General features: G+C 68.3%; 17 protein-coding genes and 2 pseudogenes. 9 read left to right on the forward strand and 10 right to left on the reverse strand.

The genetic code is table 11. The annotated features are described in order from the left end of the window. Positions 1 to 327: 327 nt before the first annotated feature. Positions 328 to 738: a hypothetical protein gene (locus ACIRQF_RS00120; protein WP_404087477.1), complete on the reverse strand. Its 411-nt coding sequence runs from the start codon at positions 736 to 738 to the stop codon at positions 328 to 330. Positions 739 to 878: 140 nt separating this feature from the next. Here ACIRQF_RS00120 and ACIRQF_RS00125 point away from each other — a divergent pair, with 140 nt between their 5' ends. Both ACIRQF_RS00125 and ACIRQF_RS00130 read left to right on the forward strand, forming a co-directional pair. After that, positions 879 to 1,844 carry a GlxA family transcriptional regulator gene (locus ACIRQF_RS00125; RefSeq protein WP_404087479.1) on the forward strand — a complete coding sequence of 322 codons (966 nt, stop codon included), beginning with the start codon at positions 879 to 881 and terminating at the stop codon, positions 1,842 to 1,844. Positions 1,845 to 2,865: 1,021 nt separating this feature from the next. Then, a complete protein-coding gene (locus ACIRQF_RS00130; protein WP_404087480.1) occupies positions 2,866 to 3,381 on the forward strand; it encodes an RICIN domain-containing protein in 516 nt (171 codons plus the stop codon). A gap of 456 nt (positions 3,382 to 3,837) precedes the next feature. Here ACIRQF_RS00130 and ACIRQF_RS00135 read toward each other — a convergent pair. After that, positions 3,838 to 4,008 (reverse strand): annotated as a pseudogene (locus ACIRQF_RS00135) (RNA polymerase sigma factor); the annotation flags it as partial. Between the two features lie 151 nt (positions 4,009 to 4,159). Between ACIRQF_RS00135 and ACIRQF_RS00140 the strand changes: the two are divergent. Both ACIRQF_RS00140 and ACIRQF_RS00145 read left to right on the forward strand, forming a co-directional pair. After that, the gene (locus ACIRQF_RS00140; protein WP_404087482.1) at positions 4,160 to 4,438 is read left to right on the forward strand and encodes a hypothetical protein; all 279 of its coding nucleotides are present in this window, start codon (positions 4,160 to 4,162) and stop codon (positions 4,436 to 4,438) included. Positions 4,439 to 4,807: 369 nt separating this feature from the next. Further along, a complete protein-coding gene (locus ACIRQF_RS00145; RefSeq protein ID WP_376634253.1) occupies positions 4,808 to 5,299 on the forward strand; it encodes a hypothetical protein in 492 nt (163 codons plus the stop codon). Between the two features lie 776 nt (positions 5,300 to 6,075). Here the strand turns inward: ACIRQF_RS00145 and ACIRQF_RS00150 are convergent. The 3 genes from ACIRQF_RS00150 to ACIRQF_RS00160 form a co-directional block, all read right to left on the reverse strand. After that, on the reverse strand, positions 6,076 to 7,359 hold the full coding sequence (locus ACIRQF_RS00150; protein ID WP_404087483.1) for a PQQ-binding-like beta-propeller repeat protein: 1,284 nt from the start codon (positions 7,357 to 7,359) through the stop codon (positions 6,076 to 6,078). A gap of 882 nt (positions 7,360 to 8,241) precedes the next feature. After that, on the reverse strand, positions 8,242 to 9,171 hold the full coding sequence (locus ACIRQF_RS00155; RefSeq protein ID WP_404087485.1) for an RICIN domain-containing protein: 930 nt from the start codon (positions 9,169 to 9,171) through the stop codon (positions 8,242 to 8,244). A 417-nt stretch (positions 9,172 to 9,588) separates the two neighbouring features. Continuing rightward, positions 9,589 to 9,933: a hypothetical protein gene (locus ACIRQF_RS00160; RefSeq protein WP_404087487.1), complete on the reverse strand. Its 345-nt coding sequence runs from the start codon at positions 9,931 to 9,933 to the stop codon at positions 9,589 to 9,591. Between the two features lie 673 nt (positions 9,934 to 10,606). On the opposite strand from ACIRQF_RS00160, the gene ACIRQF_RS00165 reads away from it, so the two are divergent. Further along, positions 10,607 to 10,981 carry a hypothetical protein gene (locus ACIRQF_RS00165; protein ID WP_404087488.1) on the forward strand — a complete coding sequence of 125 codons (375 nt, stop codon included), beginning with the start codon at positions 10,607 to 10,609 and terminating at the stop codon, positions 10,979 to 10,981. 683 nt (positions 10,982 to 11,664) lie between these two features. On the opposite strand, the gene ACIRQF_RS00170 is transcribed toward ACIRQF_RS00165, so the two are convergent. Further along, the gene (locus ACIRQF_RS00170; protein WP_404087490.1) at positions 11,665 to 12,060 is read right to left on the reverse strand and encodes a DUF6188 family protein; all 396 of its coding nucleotides are present in this window, start codon (positions 12,058 to 12,060) and stop codon (positions 11,665 to 11,667) included. 382 nt (positions 12,061 to 12,442) lie between these two features. Between ACIRQF_RS00170 and ACIRQF_RS00175 the strand changes: the two genes are divergently transcribed. Further along, positions 12,443 to 13,852, forward strand: a complete 1,410-nt coding sequence (locus ACIRQF_RS00175) for an erythromycin esterase family protein (RefSeq protein WP_404087492.1) — start codon at positions 12,443 to 12,445, stop codon at positions 13,850 to 13,852. A 4-nt stretch (positions 13,853 to 13,856) separates the two neighbouring features. Continuing rightward, positions 13,857 to 14,650: pseudogene (locus tag ACIRQF_RS00180) on the forward strand (IS5 family transposase). A 14-nt stretch (positions 14,651 to 14,664) separates the two neighbouring features. Here the strand turns inward: ACIRQF_RS00180 and ACIRQF_RS00185 are convergent. After that, positions 14,665 to 15,372 (reverse strand): hypothetical protein, encoded by a 708-nt coding sequence (locus tag ACIRQF_RS00185; protein ID WP_404087494.1) that lies wholly within the window; start codon positions 15,370 to 15,372, stop codon positions 14,665 to 14,667. 232 nt (positions 15,373 to 15,604) lie between these two features. Between ACIRQF_RS00185 and ACIRQF_RS00190 the strand changes: the two genes are divergently transcribed. Continuing rightward, positions 15,605 to 16,006, forward strand: a complete 402-nt coding sequence (locus tag ACIRQF_RS00190; protein WP_404087495.1) for a hypothetical protein — start codon at positions 15,605 to 15,607, stop codon at positions 16,004 to 16,006. A gap of 710 nt (positions 16,007 to 16,716) precedes the next feature. Here the strand turns inward: ACIRQF_RS00190 and ACIRQF_RS00195 are convergent. Continuing rightward, positions 16,717 to 18,546: an FG-GAP-like repeat-containing protein gene (locus ACIRQF_RS00195; RefSeq protein WP_404087497.1), complete on the reverse strand. Its 1,830-nt coding sequence runs from the start codon at positions 18,544 to 18,546 to the stop codon at positions 16,717 to 16,719. A 1,083-nt stretch (positions 18,547 to 19,629) separates the two neighbouring features. On the opposite strand from ACIRQF_RS00195, the gene ACIRQF_RS00200 reads away from it, so the two are divergent. Next, positions 19,630 to 20,124: a DUF3237 domain-containing protein gene (locus ACIRQF_RS00200; RefSeq protein ID WP_404087498.1), complete on the forward strand. Its 495-nt coding sequence runs from the start codon at positions 19,630 to 19,632 to the stop codon at positions 20,122 to 20,124. Between the two features lie 268 nt (positions 20,125 to 20,392). Here ACIRQF_RS00200 and ACIRQF_RS00205 read toward each other — a convergent pair whose 3' ends face one another. Further along, complete coding sequence (locus ACIRQF_RS00205; RefSeq protein WP_404087500.1) at positions 20,393 to 20,683, reverse strand: hypothetical protein; 291 nt, start codon at positions 20,681 to 20,683, stop codon at positions 20,393 to 20,395. A gap of 29 nt (positions 20,684 to 20,712) precedes the next feature. Further along, positions 20,713 to 21,411 (reverse strand): type 1 glutamine amidotransferase domain-containing protein, encoded by a 699-nt coding sequence (locus ACIRQF_RS00210; protein ID WP_404087502.1) that lies wholly within the window; start codon positions 21,409 to 21,411, stop codon positions 20,713 to 20,715. Between the last annotated feature and the right edge of the window lie 34 nt (positions 21,412 to 21,445).

Raw genomic sequence — 21,445 nt, forward strand, 5'->3', positions numbered from 1 at the left:
ACCGTGATGTCCGGCCGGGCTCGCCCACCCCAGCACGCCAGGCTCGCCCACCCCGGCGCGCCGGGCTTGCCCACGTCAGGGCGCACCGGCCGGGGTGGGCAAGCTGCGGTCCCGGGCGGGCAAGCTGCGGTCCGGGGCGGGCAAGCTGCCGTCCGGGCGGTAGCGGGTGGCCGCTGTCGCGCAGATCGCTCGCGGTCGGCTGTGGAGATGGATTTCGGGAATGTCGGTTGCTCAGCGGCGAGAACGCCTGGTTCGACCGGAGGGCGATGCCGCTGAGACGTGGAAACATCGCGATGCTTGCTCCGGGGCGGTTGTGCAGTGCTTCTGCTAGCCGGTGACCGCCGCGGCGGCGAGCAGCAGGGCCAGAGCGCCGCAGGCGTCGAAGACGCCGCACCATTCGGACCACTGCCGGGGCGCTACCTGGGCTCTTGCGTGATGGACGGCGTCCCAGGCGGCGTGGCCCAGCCAGCCGGACGCGAGGACGAGCAGGGCGAGGGTGCCGTTCAGGAAAACGGCCGCCAGGGCGACGGCTGCGAAGCCGACGAGGCCGGCGAGCTGTCCGGCGAGGACGCCCGGTCGACGCAGTTCGCCCCGAAACAAGCCGAAGAGTAGGTAGAACAGCGGCATCGCGGCGAGGACTCCCGCGAGGAACTCCGGCGCCGGCCGGCCGTCGAGGAAGGTCAGAGCCGCCAGGGCCAGGGCGATCAAAGTCGGCCAGCGGCGCGCGATCGTGTGCATCCGGGTCCCTCCAGCGTGCGGGCGTACAGACGAATGTGGGCGAGAACCACTGTCCGGGGCGTCAGGGCCGGCGGATAGCGGTGCCCGGCCACCATGTCCTTTCCCTTGGGGTACCCGTCCTTCCGGCATAGGGTCGGCGCATGGCGGAGAGGCTCATGGTGGTGGTCGGCTACGAGGCAGCCGAGTTGCTGGACATCGCGTGCGTGACCACGACCCTGGCCATGGCCAACGGGATCGGCGCGCCCGAGGTCCCGTATCGGGTGCTCCTCGCCGGTCCGGGCGGCGGTCCCCTCGTCTGCGGCTCCGGGCTCGTCCTGCGCAGTGAGCAGTCGCTGGAACGGCTGAGCGGACCCCTCGACACACTGATCGTCTCCGGCGGTACGGGGTTCGAGCGGGCGGCGTCAGACCCGCGGCTCGTCGGGCACGTGCGCCGGCTGGCGCGGGAGAGCCGGCGGGTGGCGTCGGTGTGCACAGGCGCGGGGGTACTGGCGGCCGCCGGGCTCTTGGACGGCCGTCGTGCCACCACCCACTGGCGCTTCGCCCGTCTGCTCGCCGAGCGGCACCCGAAGGTGGCAGTGGACCCGGACCCGATCTACGTCCGCGACGGTCACGTCTACACGGCGGCCGGGGTGACGAGCGCGCTGGACCTCACCCTCGCGTTCGTCGAGGAGGACCACGGCCCCGAACTGGCCCGCCAGGTAGCCCGGGACCTCGTGGTGTATCTGCAACGGCCCGGGAACCAGGCGCAGGTGAGCCTGTTCACTGCGACCCCCTCGGCCCCTGACGACGGGGTTCGCGCGCTCGTCGAGCACATCGCGGCCCACCCGGACGACGACCTGAGCACGGCGGCGCTGGCCGCGCGGGCCGGGGTGACACCCCGCCACCTCACCCGTCTCTTCACCAAGCAGCTGGGCCGGGCGCCGGGCCGCTACGTCCGGCAGGCTCGTACCGAGGCCGCTGCACACCTGCTCGCCTCGACGACTCTGCCGATGACAGGCGTCGCGACACGCTGCGGCTTCGCCAGCGCCGAGGCGCTGCGGCAGGCGTTCACGGAGCGGTTCGGAATCGCCCCGTCCCGCTACCGGGAGGCAATGCGCCCGGCCTGAGACGCCTGAGACGGGCGGGGCAACCAAACAGGTCCCAGGGCTGCTGGGTGAGGTGCGCGAAGGCCTTTCGCGGTACAGGCACAGGCCGGAGAAGTCATGTCCGAAGCCCCAGCGTGCGGCGATCTCCGTGACTGCCGTGGTGGCGGGTCGGCTGCGAGCAGCTCGCGATGGGCCGCTTCCAGGCGGACTGCGCAGGCAGGCGCGCGTCCTGCGCAGGGCCCGCACCCTCGCGGGAGCCTCTCACCACGGGCCGGCCGGCCCCGGAACGGCAGCGAGTTCATCTTCGGGCAGCCCGACGCCTGGGGCACCCCGGGCACCGAAACCGTCACCGACACCCGCCTCTATGGCACCGCCGCCGCACGCTTCCGTGACCGGCTCCCCACGAAGCTCACCCACCGCTCGACCTGGGCCGCACCCGACGGCACCCTCCCGATCGTCGAAGGGGCCATAATCCGCCCGGACATCGACCACCTGCCCAGCGAAGCCACCCCGAAGCCGGTCCGGCGGTGGTGGACGGGCACGGATGCCACCGAAGGGGTCACGAACCGTCTGTGGCAGGCACACCTGCGGCGCTTCGACATCGAGCACGCCTCGCGCCTGTTCAAGCACACCCTGGGCTGCACCTATCCGAGAATCCACACCCCCGAAGCAGCGGACTGCTGGACCCGGCCCTGGACGCCGTCCACGGGACACCGCGCCGGAAAGCCCGACGACGCCCGCACACTGGGCCCCCGCACTCCGAACATGCCCCACGGGAAACGACGCGGGCCTCAGCCGAGCTGCACCCGTTGCACAGAAAAGCTGCGTGCCCCGCACACCCTGACGTTCCGTCCGGACCTAGATTCACTGTTGCCGGACACCCGCCCGGGCGACGAACGCTGCCATGGCGCGTCGATCCTCATGATCTGCGCTCATGGCCACGCGGCGCGGACAGTGGAGTCGGCCGCAGGCCGTCGTGCTGGCGCTTCGTGCGCCAGGTGGAAGGAAGCGCGACTACGTGCTTCATTTGAGAAAGCTGATCATGCGTAAGTCCATACTTGCCGTGTTCGCGGCCCTTTTGGTCGCGTTCACCATGAACGTCACGACCGCTGCCGATGCGGACGCCGCGACGTACCACGTGCTGAAGAACAAGTACTCGGGGAAGTGCGCCACTCCGAAGGGCAACGGCACTTCCAACGGGACGATCATCACCCTGTGGGACTGCACCGGCTCCCCGCTCCAGCACTGGGAGATCCGAATGGATGGGGGGAGCTACCAGATCGTGAACAGGGCGAGCGGTAGGTGCCTGACCCCGTCCGGCAACGGCTACAAGACCGACGGCGCCGTCCTGACCCTGTGGGATTGCGACACCAGCAGCACCAACTACCCGCAGTTGTTCGACTACAGCCAGGGCTGGACCTGGACCGCTTACTCGGGCCCGGACTACCGCTGCCTGACGAACAAGGGCGGCAGCCACGCGAACGGCACCTACCTCACTCTGTGGCGCTGCGCCAGCGACTACCCCACCGAGCAGCAGTGGGTCTTCAACTACGCGTAGTAGTCACCCGGGGGCTGATGGGGCCCAGATGGCAGTGACGATGTCCGCCCTGTGCGGATCCGCGCGGAGATGATGAACGTGGCTCCGCACGCGACGACGCGTGCGGAGCCACGCCAAGTTCGGTAGGCCCCGGCATAACCGAGAACGAGGACGCGGCCCCTGGCGGGAAAGGTGAGGCGTGAAAGCCCGCGGGATCGTCAGACAGGAGCAGTATCGTCAGACAGGAGCAATGAGGAACACACGGGTACACCTTCATCCGACCGCCCAAGCCCCGGTCGGCCCCAGACCAGCCGGCCCGTGATCCTGCTGGACCCGGCCCTGGACGCCGTCCACGGGACACCGCGCCGGAAAGCCCGACGACCCCCGCACACCGGGCCCCCACACTCCAGAACATCCCCCACGCGAGCCGACGCGGGCCTAAGCCGAGCTGCACCCGTTGCACAGAAAAGCGGGGCGCCGGTGGTGACGGGCCATGCGCTTGTCGGTCTCCAGCACTGTGACAAGGTCGAGTCCGGCGGCCGGGCCGTGGACCATGGCGACGGCGACCGCGCGGTTGAGCGAGACAACCTGGTTCGGTCCGAACTCTTCCAGGAGCTCGTACAGGGCAAGGAGTTGGGGCCAGTCGGCGCGGCGGGCGCTGTCGCTGCGGATCTGGTCGACCAGCCTGCGGGAGGCGAGGGTGGCTCTGGCCCACTTTCTGTGGAGGCTCACGGAAAGTGATGTCAGTGGAGTGTGATGGTATGGCCGGACTTTGCCGTTGACCTGCTGGGAGGCCAGTGTGGTGTCCGTATATCCGTCCCTGACCCATGCCCTGGCCGAGGGCTTGGTCGGTGCCCTGTGGTTCATCGAGGGCAGCGAAGACGATCAGATGGATCCGGACGACGCCGTGAAGGTGCTGGAAGGAGCCGCCCATCTGTTCAGCCAACTGTCGGGTGACCAGCGGCAGGAGCTGATCGACTTGCTCAGGGAGATGGCTGAAGCGGAGTCCGACCCAGCCCGACGGGAGTTCCTGGAAGGGTTTCCGGCAGGATTCGGGCTTGTCGAGAACGCGTCCTGAGTCGGCTTTCAGGAGTAGAGCGGGACGCGCTTCCGTAGCAGTTCGAATCCCGCTCGGCCGAACATCTGACGTTTCAGCATCTTAAAAGTTACTCCTGGAAGCCAAAAGCAACTTGCAGAAGATGGCTGTGTCCATCCCGCTGACCGACGACGAGTAGGCAGCCGTCGAGGACGGCCAGGCGGCCCTGGACCGGCTACTCGACCGCCTCGCCGACACACCCACTCCGGCGGGCCCGACACCACGTGAACTGGACCTGCCGGCGACAGCCCGCCTGCTGCCGCTCGTCGATGTCCGACAGGGCGGGGCAGGCTCCGCACCGCGCTGATATCGGAGTGCGCACAGGCCCAGGGAAGTGTCACAGTCACTGCCGTGACCTTGATGAACGTGCTCGTCGACTTCGCCCGAACCGGCCGGATCGGCCCTCTTCACTGCGGAATGCCCCTGACCGAGGCTGAAGACCTTCTCGGCCCGGGGCGCCCGCACCCCGCCCACGTCATGAAGGGGCCCGATATCGACGGCTACCCGTACTCCTGGAGAGGGCTGCAACTGGTGGTCACGCAGCGGGCCGTCAGCGGCATCTGGATCAACCTCTGGCCTGGTTCGACCGCCAAACTCCCGCCGCTCGTCCTTCCCGATTCCGAGACATTCGAGGCCACCGTGCTCCGCGAGGACCTGGTTACGGCCCTCAACACCGCCGGCTGCCACCACGAGGTCAACCCTGTCCTGACCTTCGGCGAGCAGTCGAGCATCCTCACCCAGCCAGCCGAGGTCTGCGCTGTCTTCAGCCTGCCTGGCCGGGACCACCACGTTCCGCACCGCAATCGGCACTACCTCGACGTGATGCACAAGCACACGGCTTGACATCGCTGATTCCACAGAATGATCCGGTTGACGTGGCCTTCGACGACTCCGGAGTTCCAAGGTTGTAGAGGCCGGCGACGACGGCGTCCAGGTCGCGTTCGAGGTGGCGAGCGAACGACTGGAGGGCGGGAAGATTGGCGGTACTGGCGGCTTCGAGGGCGACATCGCACAACATCCAGCGAAGATCAACAGTCACGCTGCGCACGCGCCCACAGAAAGTGGACCAGAGCCGCTTCAGACCGACGCCCACCAGACCCGTGTCCCCGTGCAGCCAACACATCCGTACCACCACACACCGCCGCCCCACCCGCCCACGCCCGGGACACCGCCCTCCGGGACAAGCCCGACGGCGAGCGGCCCGTCACCAACCAGCGGACCACCCACCCCGTCCACGAGCCCCCCATCCACCAGCGCCGGTCATACCGGCCCGGCTCCACCCCTGCCCCCGCGCCCCTGCAGGACGAGCCACATCAAAAACCCGGCCCGCTCCCCAATCCCACGAACACCCCGCGCGGTGCCGGCAACTAGGACGCACACACCACACCCTTCCCACGCCCCTCCTCCCCGAGCCCGCAGCATGCCCTGACCGTCACTGCCACCCGCCACTACGGCACCGCCACCGCCACCGCCACCGCCACCGCACAAGCCTGGGGCCCGCTCCACCCCCGCTCACCCGACGAGCCGCCTGGCTCAACCACAACGGGCCGCTACCCACCATCGAAGGCACCGTCATCCGCCTCGTCGTCTGCCGTGACGGGGCCGCTGATGGGCTTGTGTCACCAGGGGCGGTAGGCCATGAAGGGGCGCGTGCCGCCGCCCAACTGCACCGCGATGACGAGGTTGTCGTGGACGAGCAGGTCAGTGACGGGCTTTCGCCGGTTGACGTCCTGCGAGTAGCTGCGTCGGTCTTCCTCTTCACCGGTGGCGGCATCGAGGACGTACAGGCCTTCCTGCCTCGACTGCTTGAGACCACGATCGACCAGAATCGTGACCCGCTGTCCCACCACCCTCAGGGCGAGCGCGTCGTCCTGGTTGTGCAGGCGCGTGCGCCACAGCTCACGGCCATCCGACAGGTCGAAGGAGACGACCTGATCGCACTGCCGATTCCGGCACGGGGTCGTGGTCACGACGAGAAGCCGGCCTCCTTCCTCGTCCACGGTCACGCGTGCCAGCTCGTACTCGTCGATCTTCCCCGCATCGCTGTCGAAATCGACCCGCCCCCGCAAGCGGCCGTCCGGACCGAAGGCGAGGTAGGCCCGCAGCCCGCTCTCGTCTGGCTCGACGACCCGTAGCACGAGCGGGTGGGCGGACATGAACATCACATCGGATTCCCCGTCGACCGAACGCCGGTCCAGAGGGACGGTCCACCGCTGCTTGCCATCGGCCGGGTCGAAGGCGGCAAGCTGCAACTCGGACCGTCCGCACTTAAGGACGGCGACGACCTGGCTCGCGGCGGCGGCCACCCGGTGTGGGACACAGCCGCTTGCGACCGCGGCTCTCCAGCGGGGGACGCCGGTGCGCAGATCGAAGGCCCGCAGGGCCGGATCGCCTTGCGGGATGTCGCGCTTCCCGGCCGGGTCGTACTGGGTGTCGTTGCCGTCACGGACAACCGCAAGGCCCGCGCCTGTGGCGACGAGATCGGGCTCGACGCCCGGCTCACCGCTCTCGCCGGCGCGGCGGGTGTGCCACAGTTCCCGGCCGGTGGTCATGTCGAGAGCCGTGACGGTGTCGCATCCTCTCTCTCGCCGGGCCTCGCCGTGGGCGAGCAGCGCGACGGCGCCGTCGGCCTCCTTGCTGACGGCGCAGATCTCGTCGCGGCCAGGCGGTGCGTACTCCCAACGGTGATGCCCCGATGCCGCGTCGAACGCCGTGACAGCGTCGAACCGGCTGCGGATGACAGAACCGTCCACGATCCAGTCGCCGTTTCCATAGGCTGCGGCGCCAGGGTCGGGCGGGGCCTGCCAGGCGAGCTCCATCGAATCGCCGGGCAGCAGGCCTTCGTCGGAGAGGATGCCACCCAGGATGGCACCGCAGCCTCCCAACACGACGACCAGGCCCACCACGCCGACTATCCAACTCCGCCCTCGACGACGCCCCGGGGCCCCGTCCACGACCGTCTCCCCGCCCATGCTCGAAGCCCGCTCCGCTTCCGCCGCCATGCAGTCCCCACCCCGTTACCGCGCCGCACCCGCAAAGGCTGCCAGCATAGAAGATCGATCACCGGCCACAACTTCGAAAGCGTGCCACGCGCTGAGCCGGCACGGCGCAAGTCCCTCATCCTCTGGGCGGCCTCGATGCGCGAGAGGAACATTAGGTCTGCCGCTTCGGGGCCGTCTGTTCCCTACCTCGCTCAAGGGCGGAGATCAGGCGACGGGCCACGGCCCCTCATGGGCCGGGTCGGCCGCCCGAGGACCGCCTGCTCAGTTGCTCCTTCGAGGGGAGCGGAGTCTCGATCTTGTCTGTCCTTCTCGGCCCGCTTCGTGCTGGCAGCGGGGGCTCCGCTGCCTCGGTTCGCTCCGAGCCGGCTCGGGCCGCGCTGGCTGGACCTGCCCGCGGGCGTGCGCCGACGTGCTCGGCTGCGGCGGTGCGCCAGGAGGCCCAATCTGGCCTGGTGGAAGGGGTGGTGCGCGGTGGCGGAGCGTGGCGCTCAAACCAATCTGTTTGTGGCGGCGCTTGACCGGGCGGCGCAGACGGACTCGCGGCGTGACACAGGTGTGCGGGGCCTGATGTGGGCGCGGCGGCGTCAACGCCCGTGTCCGGCGAGGGCGTACGGCCGTCGGAGTGCCAGGGATGGGGGCGCCACGAGCTTCGCGTCCATGGAGAGGATCACGCTCCGTGGGCGTGGCGAGTGGGGGGCTGGTGTCGTGGCGGCGGCGCGCCCCCCTGCGGGGTTGCCACTCCGTGGGCCTCACCAGGGCGTCGGGCGCAGTTCTTGTCCCGCGTCAAAACAGGATCCTCCAGGCCTGATTCTTATTACCGAGGCATGTCCACTGTTGGAGGTAGGTTCCTTGCAGAGGGGGGTTGTTCACATCCGGGTTGTGGGCATCCAGGCACTTGTCACTGTTCCAATTGCGGATCTGCCACTTGTTGTCTGCGCGGCGCTCAAGATACCACCGCTGATTTGTGCCACCAGTGCAACCGTATTCGACGACCCTGGCACCGTCATTGGTTCGAGCCCCGACCACGTCGAGGCACTTCCCGGTCCCCGTCGCCACGATCTCGAATCTATTGCGGAAGGCGTTCCCCTCTCGAGTGCGCTGCGTCCTGAACCAGTATCGAGTGTGATTCGACCCCTGAGACGAAAGAATCACACTTTGCGCATCCCCGAAATTTCCCCCGGTGTCCACCGCAAGTCTGTGCTGACCATTTCCTTCACTCGTGTAGTCGCTCTGAATCGAATAACGCTTGTTCCACACGAACGGGATCGGGACCAGGTTTCCCCAGATCGCACGATCCGCCGTCGCCTGCCAGTTGCTGGGCGCCCGTTCGGCATCCCGTTGCGCTTCATCCCGCTCACCTGGCGTGACGCACACTCTGTCACCGGGCACTGCCTCCCGGGGCACGTAGCCCGCCTTACATCCGTTGCTGGTACTCGCATCGCGTTGGAATTGGCCTTGATAGTTTTCCCAGCGGAAGTAGCTTTGCCGTGACGCCGCGAGACAGACATGATCGATGGGCGTGGCAAGCCGCCATTTGGTTCCTTCTACACAGGTGTCGGGGGGACGCGCAGGCCGACTACCGGCTGATGATGTCGAGCCTGTGGCGTCGCCCCACGGGGCGACCGCAAGGGCGGCGGCACCTACCATTAGCACGACATTATGAATCACGGGCCGAAGGGTGAATGCGTTCCTCTTCTGCTCATTTGCCGTCATAGCTGCACCTGCTATCAGCTCCCGTCCCACGCGGACGGGTAAAGACCGGAAAACAAGACGCGCGAGGGCCCGTCAGAATTTGGTCACATCGATAGTGTTCAAGCGACGGCACATGGATGTGACAAGGCCCTCGGTCGACGAAATCGACACGCAGTCGAGATGACCCTTGCCCTCGCCCGACACTGAACCTTCACGGGAGCACGCGAACCACTATGGCGTGGATACTTGCCAGTTGGGCCACCTCCAGAATCTCACTTCATTCCCGGTTCGCAAGTCCGAACCTCGGCCGCCCCGACGGGGCGAATCCCGACCAACGCCCCCCGGCCCTGGGCGCTGTTCTGGTTCACCGCCGACCTGCTGGCCTCCTCGCCCGCGAACAGGCGAACATATGACCGCAGCCATCACCGGCCCGGTCGTTCAGGCCACGCACCAGATGCTCGGTGCGCCGTAGCCGAGATCTGCCGCGCCCCCTCCGGCGAGGGCCAGGTCCCACCTGGTCCGGACGGCCGCGCCTCCGCACGCCTCGTCTGCTGTGATCTCCTCGATGGTGGTGTAGGGCTCCTGGCCTTTGGCCGTGGCGCCGAGTGGCTGTTGTGCAAGGTCCGAAGGCGGGGTGTGCGCCAGGCGTTCGGTGTGTGTGGCCACCCTGCGGGCCAGGTAGCGCAGCTTGCCCGCCGCCCATCGGTCGATGTTTGAGGGGGCCGCGAGCTGATAGGTGGGGTGCGGCGCGGGTCTACGCCATGAGCTGGCTGGCCCAGTCATCGTCCGGCACCTGCCGGGCGGCAGCGCAGTCGGCATGCAAGTCCGCCAGCGCATTCTGCAGCGCCTCGGTTGCGCTGGAGGCGTTCTCTTGCGCCCATTGGTCGTAGTGGTCGTGCAGGCGATCCGCGGACGACTGCCGGATGTCGAGTGCGCTGGTACCGAAGGGATCGGGGCGACCGTCCCCGAAGGCCCGGGGGTCCGCAGGCTGCGGGTAGGCCGTCGGGGCCCCCGGCCTGGGGCAGCGTCGGGGGCGGGGCTGCCCTCCTCGACGAAACCTATGCGCGACCAGGATGCCACGAGGGCGCTCACGCACGTGGGCACGAGGGAGCACGGCGCTCGCCCCGGACAGAGCCCAGCCCCGGCGAGCCCGGAGCGCTAAACAGCGATCCAAGACCTGATCAGGATCAACCCGACAGATTGTCACAGGTGGGACGGCAGACCATCCACGAGCCCCCAGCACCCGGTCGTACCAGCTCCAGCCTTTCCCTCGCCCCAACCGAGCCAGCCACTTCGAGCACCCGGCCCGCCACTTGGAACCGGGACGGGCGCGGTCGACCGGAGAGGGGCCGACATGATCCCCCTATAAGGGCCCGGACAAGGTTCACGTTCACCAGGCTGCAGCTTGCCAGAGAACCCGGTTGAGCATGTTGAGCCGGATCGACATACTCCCCGGATGACCAACCCCGGGGACAAGGCCACTGACCAGGGGTGGGATGAACCCTGGTACCGCGTCCGCACAGATCGGTTCGAGGCGTCATTCCTACCCAGCTCCGGCGAGGATCTGGATGCCGTCTGCAACGTAGACGTGGAGGTACGGCTGGCAGCGGACGGCTCCCGCTGGAGCGCGACCGTGTTCACGCTCACCGAGGTCGAGCGGCTGATGAAGAGGTGGGCCCAAACAGGCGAGGAGTTGGGCGGTCGCTTCTTCTGGTGTTCTGACGGGCTGATAGTCCGGGACCCCGGCATCGACAACATGACCCAGGTACTCGCCGGCCTGCTCGACACCGGTGACTTCACGCAGATTCTTCAACGACACGATCACGAGTAACCGGTGCCCTCATTCTGCAACGATCAGTAAGTTCCCGCCTTGCCTGAGCGAAGACCTCCCACAACGCGTCACTCAGCGAAACCCGCCATGCCGCGCCGCACCTCAACATGCCCCCGGCACCCATCGGCCAGCCACCGCCACACCGTCCCAACAGACACCCCCTGGCAGCTCCGCCGCGATCCGCACATACGACGCAGTCAGCATCCCCTCCCCGTCCACCGCGACAAGCAGCCGCACCACCACACCCCGTGCAAACAACACACCCCCGGCCGGGTGGAGACCAACCCTCACTCGTGAAGGATGCGGGCCGGTCACACGCTTCCCGGGCCAGCCACTACCCCTGACCACTACGTCACTCCCGTCAGTGCGGCGGTGCGGGCACCTTCGATGCTCGCTCCGCTGAGCGCTGCGCCGCGCAGGCTTCGGAAACTAGCGGCATGCCGCCTCGGCAGCGGGCGGCATTGCACTCCCTCCGGCCTCACGACTCGGGAGGCATGGCCTCGGTCTGCTCATCGTCAGACAGCCGGGAGTTGTCAGAAGCACGAGTTCGCGACCCGGTGACGTGGCCCTGCCGCCGGAAGCCCGCGCGGGGCGCGGGCAGGCGCCGCCGGTCCTGTGCGGCGGATTCCAGCGGTCGTCGCAGCACAGGTTGAGTGCCGCAACGGTGTCGGCTGCGGCGGTTTTCAGTGTTGCCAGTCGGTTTCGCCGCCGGGGCCTACCAGGACGGGATCGATTCCCGAGCCGGTGAGGTTCCACGACTCGTAGTCGGGGTCTGGCTCGACGCTGAGCCGGGTGCCGTCGTCGAAGCAGAGGTACAGGGTGCCCAGCCCGGTGACCTCGGTTTCGGTGACGACCTTGGCAAACAGGCCGAGTATCGGCGCCAGGGACGGTCCGGTGGCTGGTGTCAGAAGAGCCTGGTGGCCTGAGGCGTCTGTGAGGTTGAAGGGTGTCTCGATGACGAGCTCGCCGTCGACGCGTATGTGTCCGTCTGGGGTCTGATCGGTGAAGCTGATCCGGACCTGGTGGTCGAAGGTTGTCCGTGTGACGCGGGTGCCGACCAGCTCCGCGGGTACTTTCACCGCTCCCCCTGCCGCGGTTCTGCCGTGTGTCGACGGAAGGCAGACACACGGCTCTCTTGGGCCTTGAGCAGTGTAGACAGGCGCCCGGCCGGCGTCCCGATGTCGACCTTCGTACCCCGGTACCAGATGAGGCGGCAGGCGATGCTGGGTGAAGGGGGGAGGAAGTGGTCGGCTTTGCCTTCGTAGCGTCGAGGGAGGCGCAAGCGGCCGGCGAGCCAGGACATGGTGCGTCGATGGTCCAGCGGTACCGGCCCAGCCGTTGTGAGGTCCCTATGCCTTTGCGTGCTATGCACCCGCTCCTCGAGAGGTGTAGCTAACCCCCGGGCCGACCAGGGGGCGCCCTGGATGGTCCGAAGTGCCCCGCGCGGCGAGAGTTGGGCTCATGAACACGCACAAGGCCCTGCTCGCCGCCCTGCTCGTCCCGCTCGGTGCCACCCTGGCCGTCGCTCCGGCCGCCTCCGCCGCAACCCCGCCCGCCCCGCCCGCCGCGTCGTCCTTCGCCGACGTCGCGCCCGTCGGCCCGGAGGAGGCCGTGGCCGCCGCGTTCCGCTCTCCCGAGGCAGCCCTGGGCCGGGTGGCCCACCCCCTGCGCACCACCGAGCCCCGCGGTGGCCTGGCCGACCTCCGTCCGTTCGGCCGGATGGTCGGCGACGCCCGGGTGGTGGGCCTCGGCGAGGCCACCCACAGCTCGCACGAGTTCCTCACCGTCAAGCACCGGGTCTTGAGGTACTTGGTCGAGGAGAAGGGCTTCCGGGCCTTCGCCCTCGAAGCCCCGTGGAGCACCGGACTGAGGCTCGACGCCTACCTCCTGCGCGGTGAGGGCGACTTGAAGCAGATCATGGACGAGGAGTTCCAGGGCACCTACCGGTGGTGGAACAACGCCGAGTACCGCGATCTGCTCCAGTGGATGCGCGCGTACAACGTCAAGCACCCCAACGACCCGGTCCGCTTCGTCGGTGACGACGGCGGGTTCGCCGGTGCCGAGCTGTACGACAAGGTGAGCGCCTACGCGGCTGCGGCCCGCCCCGACCTCGCCCCTCGGCTCACCGAGCTGTATCGGGGCCTGCGGCCCGCCACCGACGCCGAGACGTACGTCAACGACTACCTGTCGAAGCCGGTGGCCGAACGCAAGGAGCTCGCCGAGCGGACCGGTCGGGCGGTGGACCTGCTCAAGCAGCGGCCCGGCACGGGCGCCGACGCCGACGCGCACGCCTGGGCCGTCCAGCACGCCACCGCGATCCACCAGATGACCACGCTGTACGCCTTCGACTGGGAGGACCCCCGGAGCATCCCCGACCTCATGCTCTACCGCGACCGGATCATGGCGGAGAACGTCGCCTGGTGGCAGCAGCGGACCGGCGACAAGATCGTGCTCGCCGCTCACAACGGCCACATCGCCCTTCGGACCTACATCCCCGGCGCCTATCCGAGGGTCCAGGGCGACTTCCTGCGCGAGCAGTTGGGCGACGGCTACCTGAGTGTCGGTCTCACCTTTGGCCGGGGCTCGTTCAACGCCTTCGGCCAGGACGGCGGCGTCCACCGCTTCACCGTCGGCCCGGCCGCGCCCCGCACCGCCGAGCACACTCTCGACCGTGTACGGTTCCGCGACTTCGTGGTGGACCTGCGCAACACCCCGGCCGCGGCCCGCGCCTGGCTCGCCGCACCGCACACTGTCAAGAACATCGGCGCCACCTACCCCGGCATCGCGGACGCCCCGCAGATCCGCCTCGCACAGGCGCACGACGTCGTGATCCACCTCCAGCGGGTGGAGGCGGCCCATATGCTCAAGTAGCAGTGTGTCGTTGACTGATGTCCAGTGGGCGAGGATCGAGCCGTTGCTGCCGGACCGGATACCTCGGCGGGGTGGACGGTGGCGTGATCACCGGCAGGTGATCGACGCGATCGCGTTTAAGTACCGGACCGGCACTCCGTGGATGGACCAGCCCGAGCACTTCGGCTCGTGGAAGGGCGCCCACAACCGGCTGCGGAAGTGGGCGGCCGACGGTACCTGGGAGAAGGTCTTCACCGCCCTGCTCGCCCAGGCCGACGCCGCAGGCGACCTCGACTGGATCGTCTCGGTCGACTCCACCATCGTCCGGGCTCATCAGCACGCCGCCGGGGCCCGTCAAAAGGGGCCCCGGCCGGCGAGCCGGACGACCATGCCCTCGGACGGTCCCGCGGCGGACTGACCATCAAGATGCACCTCGCCGCAGACCGCCACTGCCGGCCACTGGCGTTTGTCCTCACCCCAGGACAGGCCGGTGACGCGCCCACTTTTCCCCAGGTCATGGTCACGGTTAAGGGTGCCGCGGCCGATCGGACGCCTCCGGACCACCCCGGAAGTGGTCCTGGCCGACAAGGCGTACTCGTCACGCGCAATCCGAACCCGTCTGCGTCAGCGCGGGATTCGGGCGGTCATTCCCCAGCCCTCCGACCAGGCCGCGAGGCCTACAAGCAGCGGAACACCGTCGAGCGGTGCGTCAACAGCATCAAGGGATGGCGCGGCCTCGCCACCCGCTACGACAAAACCGCCACCATCCACCTCACCGGACTCCACATCGCCACCATCTTCATCTGGTCGGCGAGATGATCCGAAGAAACTCCCTAGGCGGGGTACCGGCCCAGGAACTTCGCCGGAGCCAGCTCCAGGAACTTCGACCTGGCGGCGGCCAACTGGGCGGCCTCGGGGCTGCCGGGCTCGGCTGCCAGGCTGCGGAACGTCAGTTCCAGTGCCCGCTCACCGTCGCGGACCAGCAAGGTGGTGATCTGCGCCTGCTGGCCGACCGGACCGGCGAGCATCGTACGCATCAGGGCCTCGTCGCCGAACCGCTGCTCCACCTTGAGCGGCTCGCTCGGATCGTCGGCCGGGTCCACCACCTCGACGGTAATCTCCTGGTCGCCGATGCTCATCGTCCAGGCGGCGCACTGGGAGTACACCCGCCGCATGTCGGCCATCCAGGCAACGGCGGCACCCGGTACTCGCTCCGAGACTCCCTCGTCGACGACGATTGAGGAGTCCGCGTTCATCAGCGAGGTCCTGACCTCCCGCGCGGCCTTGTCGGTGAACGCCCTGTTCAACAGCTCCGTCAACTCCGGAGTCGGACCGGTCATCGGCGGCGGGTCCTCATCGGACGAGGGCGACTCCAGCTGCGTGAAGTCCATCAGGCCGACACCGGCCAGGTCTGCCGCCACGACCAGCAGACGTTCGAGGTCCGATGCCGAACTGCCGGAAATGCCCATGAAATTGCCCTTCGCCGAGCGGTAGATGGTTTGGATGATCACCATCGTAGTGTGCTGCGACAAGATGATCACGGACTTCGATATCTCAACGGGACGGTTACGGGGCTAATTTGACTTAGCGCCAGAATTGCCTGGTCACAACGGCGTTCAGGGCCACTCGGACAGCGCATCCTCGGCCGGAGATAGGCAGCCAGCGGCAAGGATCTGCGGGGCGAGGCCGAGGGTGAACAGTCGCGACATGTAACGAAATGATCTTCGATGGGTCGGTTCCAGGCGTCGGAGTGCTGTCGGTCAGCATGGGGCGATGAACTCGGATGAGCCGGTGCCTCGGGAGTTGAAGGTCCTCGATACGGCCGCGCTGGTCAGGTTGGAGGAGCGGGCAGGCGAGCTCAGCCTCAACCAGCGGTTGGACCCGGAATGGGTGCAGGCGAACGCGGCGCCCTATGGAACCCACTATCTGTGGCCAGCCCTTTGGAACACCCTGCCTCATCGGCCCGGAATCCCGCGTCAGATTCGGTGCGAACTGCTCATCACGCTTCATGCGGGTGACCGCGTGATGAGCCTGCTGGACGTCCTGCCCGGTGACTTCGCCCCTCTGTTGAAAGTGACCTCACGAGCCGAGGGTATGCAGGTCAGCCGACTCCTGGACGGCTCCCCGAGCGTCAGGGAATGGCTGCTTTGCAGGGGCGTCCCGGACCAGTCGTGAGAGACGGCGCCAGCAGGTGAGGGCGGCGGTGTGGTGCGACACGGTGCTCTGCGAGGTCTTGCATCGCGGTAGAGGCCGGCGAAGGGGTGTCCGAAGCCCCAACGGGCGGCGATCTGCGTGACGGGGGTGGTGGCGGGCTCGGCGGCGAGCAGCCCTTGGTGGGCGGCCGCGAGGCGGACTTGGCGGACGGAGGCGAGAGAGGTGGCTCCCCCATGCCCCCCCGCTGGCCAACCCCACACACAGCAGGCGACCACCGTCACCCGGGGACGGCGCGGCCTGCGGGAAAGGGGAGCGCCGCCGGCAGCACGCCAGCCGGTCGCCGCCGCCCACGACTCGGGGGATGACCGCAGGCGGCGACGCTTCCGCCCGCCTGCCCGCCGAACTCCACCTCAAACCAAGGCTTCCCGGGGCGAAGTGAGTGCAGATGCGGGCCGGGTTCGGGAATACGAGGGCGGAGAGCGCAAGGGAGTCGCTCCACCGGCCCGCGGTCTCCCCGACCGCGGGGGCCCGACCGGGTGGAGGCCGGCCCGCACTCGTGGTGCTGTGCGGGCCGGCCCCCCGCTCTCGGTGCCGGCTGCTCAAGGATCCCGAGCACGGAATCGGCGGCAAGCCTCGGCGGCCGTGGCCTGTACCGCCGATCAAGGGGTACGGCCCCTGACCATGCCGCTCGCCCAAGGGGCCGAAGCAGTTACGTGTGGCGTCACGTGAGCCTAGAAGAGCGTCTCGCCAGGCGGGTAGCCGTAGCCGCTCTGGAGCCGGGCGGCGAATGCGCTGGTGCCGCTGAGCGCACCCAGGCCGGCGTAGAACCACATGGAGCCGGTGGTGTCGCGGGCCAGGAGGTCGGGCTTGCCGTCGCCGTTCACGTCGCCTGGGGCGGTGAAGTCGTCGTACTGGTTCCAGCTCCAGCCGATTCGGAGGCGGGGCTTGAAGGTGTCGTTGGGGCCCGTCTCGTAGAGGTACAGGTCGCCTGCGGGGGTTCGGGCCAGCAGGTCGGGCGTGCCGTCACCGGTTATGTCACCGGGGGCCAGGATCTTGTTGTAGTCCGACCACGACTCGGTGCCGGGGGCGGGGATGTCGACGCTGTTGCCCGTGCTGCCATCGGGCAGGATGGAGATGCGGGTCAGTGTGCCGTCCTGGATCCGCACCACCATGTCGCGGCTTCCATCGCCGTTCATGTCAGGGCTCACGGTCATCTGGTCGACGGCGTTCGGCCAGGCTTCGCTTGCGGTGAGCGAGCGCGGCCACCGGAAGAACGTCTCGGTCTTGTCGCCGGGGTAGAGGCGGAGGCTTCCCGTCTTATCGATGGCATACAGGTCCTCGGCGCCGTCACCATCCACGTCGCCTGCCCGTGCAAGGTGCCGCATCGAGCTCCAGTCGGCGTTCCAGCCTGCGCCTACCTTGCAGTAGAGGGCGTAGAGCATCACCTGGGAGTGGCCGCCGAAGTGACGGTACAGGCTGCCGTCGGCGCCTCGGCGGAGCAGATCGGCCTTGCCGTCGGCGGCGTTGTTGCAGTGGGACCACGTCGCGGCACCCCGGTAGGGGTAGTGGTCGGAGATGGACGCGCGCGGTCGCGCGTCGGCCACGACGTTCTTGAAGTGGTCCTTGCTCACGAAGATGTAGTCGTACTTGGACTCGGTGGGGACGAGGGGCTTGAGGACCGTGTACGCGCCCGAGCGGCAGTGGCCGGCCGGTGGGGCCAGTGCCTGGCACTGCGCCGTGAAGCGCTGGGCGTCGGTTTCGTCGGTCTCGATGAACCGGCCCGTGCCTCCCGAGTGGCTGTAGAAGGGGTTCAGGGATGCCGACAACGGCGTCAGGGCGTAGTTGATGGAGCCGTTGACCTTGTGCTGTGCGTTGAAGTCGCCACCCAGCACGACCGGCGTGCCGCCGTCGATCCACTCGTTGACCGCGTTGGCGAGTTTCTCAGCCTGTCGGGTCTGAATGTCAATCGTGTACGAGTTGAGATGGACGGAGCAGGCTCGGGTCCTACGGCCCTGGAGCGGGGCCTCGACACAGGCGGATCTCCATGTCTGGGCCGGGCTTTCGCCGCCGACGTTCAGCTCGATGTCGGGCAGCTCCGTGACCTGCTTGTCCGTGCCTTTGGCGAGGACCGCGTTGCCCATGTTGTACTGCCTATTGTATTCGGGCTCGAGATCCGACTTGCACAGATCGCCGGTGCCGTCCTGGGCCGGGGTGATCATGACGGCGAAGCTGCCGGCGTACGCGTGTCCCTTGGCGGCGAGCGCGCTCTTCAGGGCGTTGAACTGGGATTCGCAGACCTCCTGCAAGAAGATGAAGTCCGGATCCCACGCCTCGATCTGCGTCATCAACTCGTCGACGCGGACCTTGACTCCGTCCCTGTACGGGCCACAGGGAGTCTTGTTCTCCGCTTCCTCGTTCGCTCCGCAGATGTTGTAGCTGAGGAAACGCAGCGCCGAGGCGGAATTCGGTGACACCGTGTCCGCAGACGCCGGGGCGACCAAGCCGCCGCCCAGCCTCGCCGTCGCAAGTAACGCGACGAGAAACGCACGTAGGCGCATCATGAGCATCCTTAGTCAGGGGCAGGTTCCTTCCCGCCCAAAGAGAGTGATCTTCGCACGTCCGTTCCCGTCGGCTGTGGGAATTGTTCCGGCGAACCCGAGGCCCGCGGCGAGTTGAACCGGCGGTCGGACACCGGGTGTCCCTGGCGGGCACGCAGACGTGCACCTGTTCAAGTCCCTGACCGACTCGCCACACTTGCGTGAGTCGTAGACCTGCTGATCACAGCCATTCGTTGATGGCTGCCCCGCAGTCGACCGCATGGCGCTCGCAGTAGTCGACCGGGTCGAAGCGCGGCGGCCGGCCGCCGCGGGAGCCAGGCTTCCGGCGGTTGCCCGCCTGGTCGGGCCTGTCCGGGATGGCGCAGCGGATCCCGCGTCGGCGCAGGGAGGCACGGTTCTTGCGGGAGCCGTACGCCCTGTCGGCCCGCGGCCGGTGCCCGAGGTGTTGCGGGTGACGAGGCGGACGTAGAGGGGGGTGGCGGTCGGAATGATGACGGTGGCGCCTTGCGGGGTCTCGACGGTGTTCACTGCAGGGTCGCAAGGATCCGGCGGGTAGCCGCCGCTGGTCGAGACGTGGACTCGGCCCCGGCGAAGTCGAGCGGGTGGACGGATCCATCGAGGTGAACGCGCCGTTCCCTCTGGCGGCGGTGCGCCGAGGACGGACTGGATGCGCGGTGTGGTCCGCGTCCCAATTGCGGCCATTGATGACGTGGACAGCGGTGGAAATGGCCGCGTCAGCGGCGTACTCGGCGAGCACGCCTTTGATGAGCTCGTAGGCGTCGGTGATGTGTCGGCGGCGCAGGTCTGCCACCTCGGGTCGCCGTGTTTGCTCTCGGTCGCGGGCGGCTCTTCGGTGGCCGTCTGGTCGGAGGTGAGCGGCGCCCGGACGCTGCGGCAGCGCGACCCGTCAGCGCCCCGGTGCCGTTTCGATGTCCTCGCCAACGCAGTCGGAAGTCGCGCCCCGCGCGGTCGAGGCCGCTGAGTCCACGGCACGGAGCCGCACTACGTCAACACCGTTGACCGGGCTGGGTATGCCTTGTCTAGGATCTGCCCATCCACGCCAGCCCCGCAGACCTACGGAGTGCCGTGATTGCCCCAGAGTCGCTGCCCGCCGTCGGGCCGGGTTTCAGCCCCGCGCTGGACTTCGCTTTCGAGGTCCGTGTCTCACTCGCTCCCTCTGTGCACATCGGGCACGGTGGCGGCGAGATCACCGAGTACGTCCCCATCACCGGCGGCACGGTCGCCGGCCCCCGTCTGCGCGGCACTGTCCTGGCCGGCGGCGGCGACTGGTGCGACAGACGCGGCGGGGTGTACCAGCTCGACGCCCGGTACCTTCTTCGAGCCGATGACGGCGCGGTCATCGACATCACCAACCGTGGTTACTACCACGAGGACGACCCCACCGCCCCCGCCCAGTACGACGGCGCCCTGCCGGTGTCCGAGGCAGGCGTGTACTACCGGACCTCCCCCGTCTTCCGCACCGACGCCCCCGCCCATCTCTGGCTCGCCCGCACCGTCTTCATCGGCCTCGCCCGCGGCGACGACCGCGAAGTCGCCATCCGTTTCTACTCCGTGAGCTGACCACCGTCGCGACGAGCAAGGGAGAGCCTCACAGGCACGCCCAGCCGGAGCGACTGCCGATCCCGCCGGAGTGAACTGCTGGTCACACCGGCTACGACACCTGGTCTTACGTCCGCGCGGCAGCGGCTGGGCCTACAAGGGGAGCCTGGGCAGCGGGGTGACTCCGCGTGCCCCGGCGGCCGTCGCCTGCACTTGTCCTGGACATACCACTTGGCGGCGGGCGGCACGGGCGCTCGGGATCCCGGTCACCGGTGGGCTTCCCGCGGTCTCAGAGTCCGAACTCGGCGTGCGCAAGGGTGAGCATGCGGACCCCTTCGAGGCCCGCTGCCGGGCGCCGCGCTGCTGGAAGCAGACCTGCTTGAGCGCGTCTTCGCGGTTCGCGCAGGCCGCCGAAGTCCCCTCCCCCAGTGATGGTGGCGGGTCCGTCCTGGCCGTCGTCGACGAAAGGGGTGGCGGCGGTCTCCTGGCGGCGGTCCCAGTCGGGCCAGGCCGCGGGGCAGGGCACGGCGTCCGTGTCGACGTAGGGGGCGGCGGATTCGAGGATGAAGGTACGCATCATCTCCGCGGCGTCTCGACTCAGCCTCGCTCCTACGACGCCTTGGCCTCGATGGCCTGGACGACCTTCTTCGCCGTGGCCTTGGCCGAGCCCGGGTTCTGGCCGGTGACGAGGTTGCCGTCGGTGACGACGTAGGAGACGAACGGCAGTGTCGCCTTCTCGTAGAGCGCGCCGCGCTGCTTGGCCTGCTCCTCGGCGTTGTAGGGGACCAGCTTGTCGACGCGGGCGAGGACCTCCTCGGTCCAGGCGAATCCCGTCATCTTGCGGCCGGCGATGAGGTACGAGCCGTCGGAGAGCCGGGTGTTGAGCAGACCGCAGTAGCCGTGGCAGACCGAGGAGACGACGCCGCCGCGCTCGTAGATCTCGCGGGTGATGCGCTGCAGGCCCTCGCTGTCGGGGAAGTCGTACATCACCCCGTGACCGCCGGTGAAGTAGATCGCGTCGTAGTCTGATGGGTCGATCCGGTCCGGGCTCGCCGTGTTCTCGAGCATCGCCATCTTCCCGGGGTCGGCGCGCCAGGCCTTGGCGGTCTTGTCGTAGTTCGGGAACTTCAGCGCACGCGGCTCGAGAGGTACCGCGCCGCCGGCCGGGCTGACGAGCGTCTGCTCGTATCCGTGTTCCTCGAAGACGTGCCAGGCGTGCGTGAGCTCGGAGAGCCACAGGCCTGTGGGGTGGGAAGGGTCGTCGTAGTGGCCGATGTTGGTGACGACGTTGAGGACGCGCTTGGTCATGGCTGATCTTCCTTCATGCGGACCCGGGATGGCG

The sequence above is a fragment of the Streptomyces sp. NPDC101191 genome (assembly GCF_044767915.1).
Taxonomy (GTDB): Bacteria; Actinomycetota; Actinomycetes; order Streptomycetales; family Streptomycetaceae; genus Streptomyces.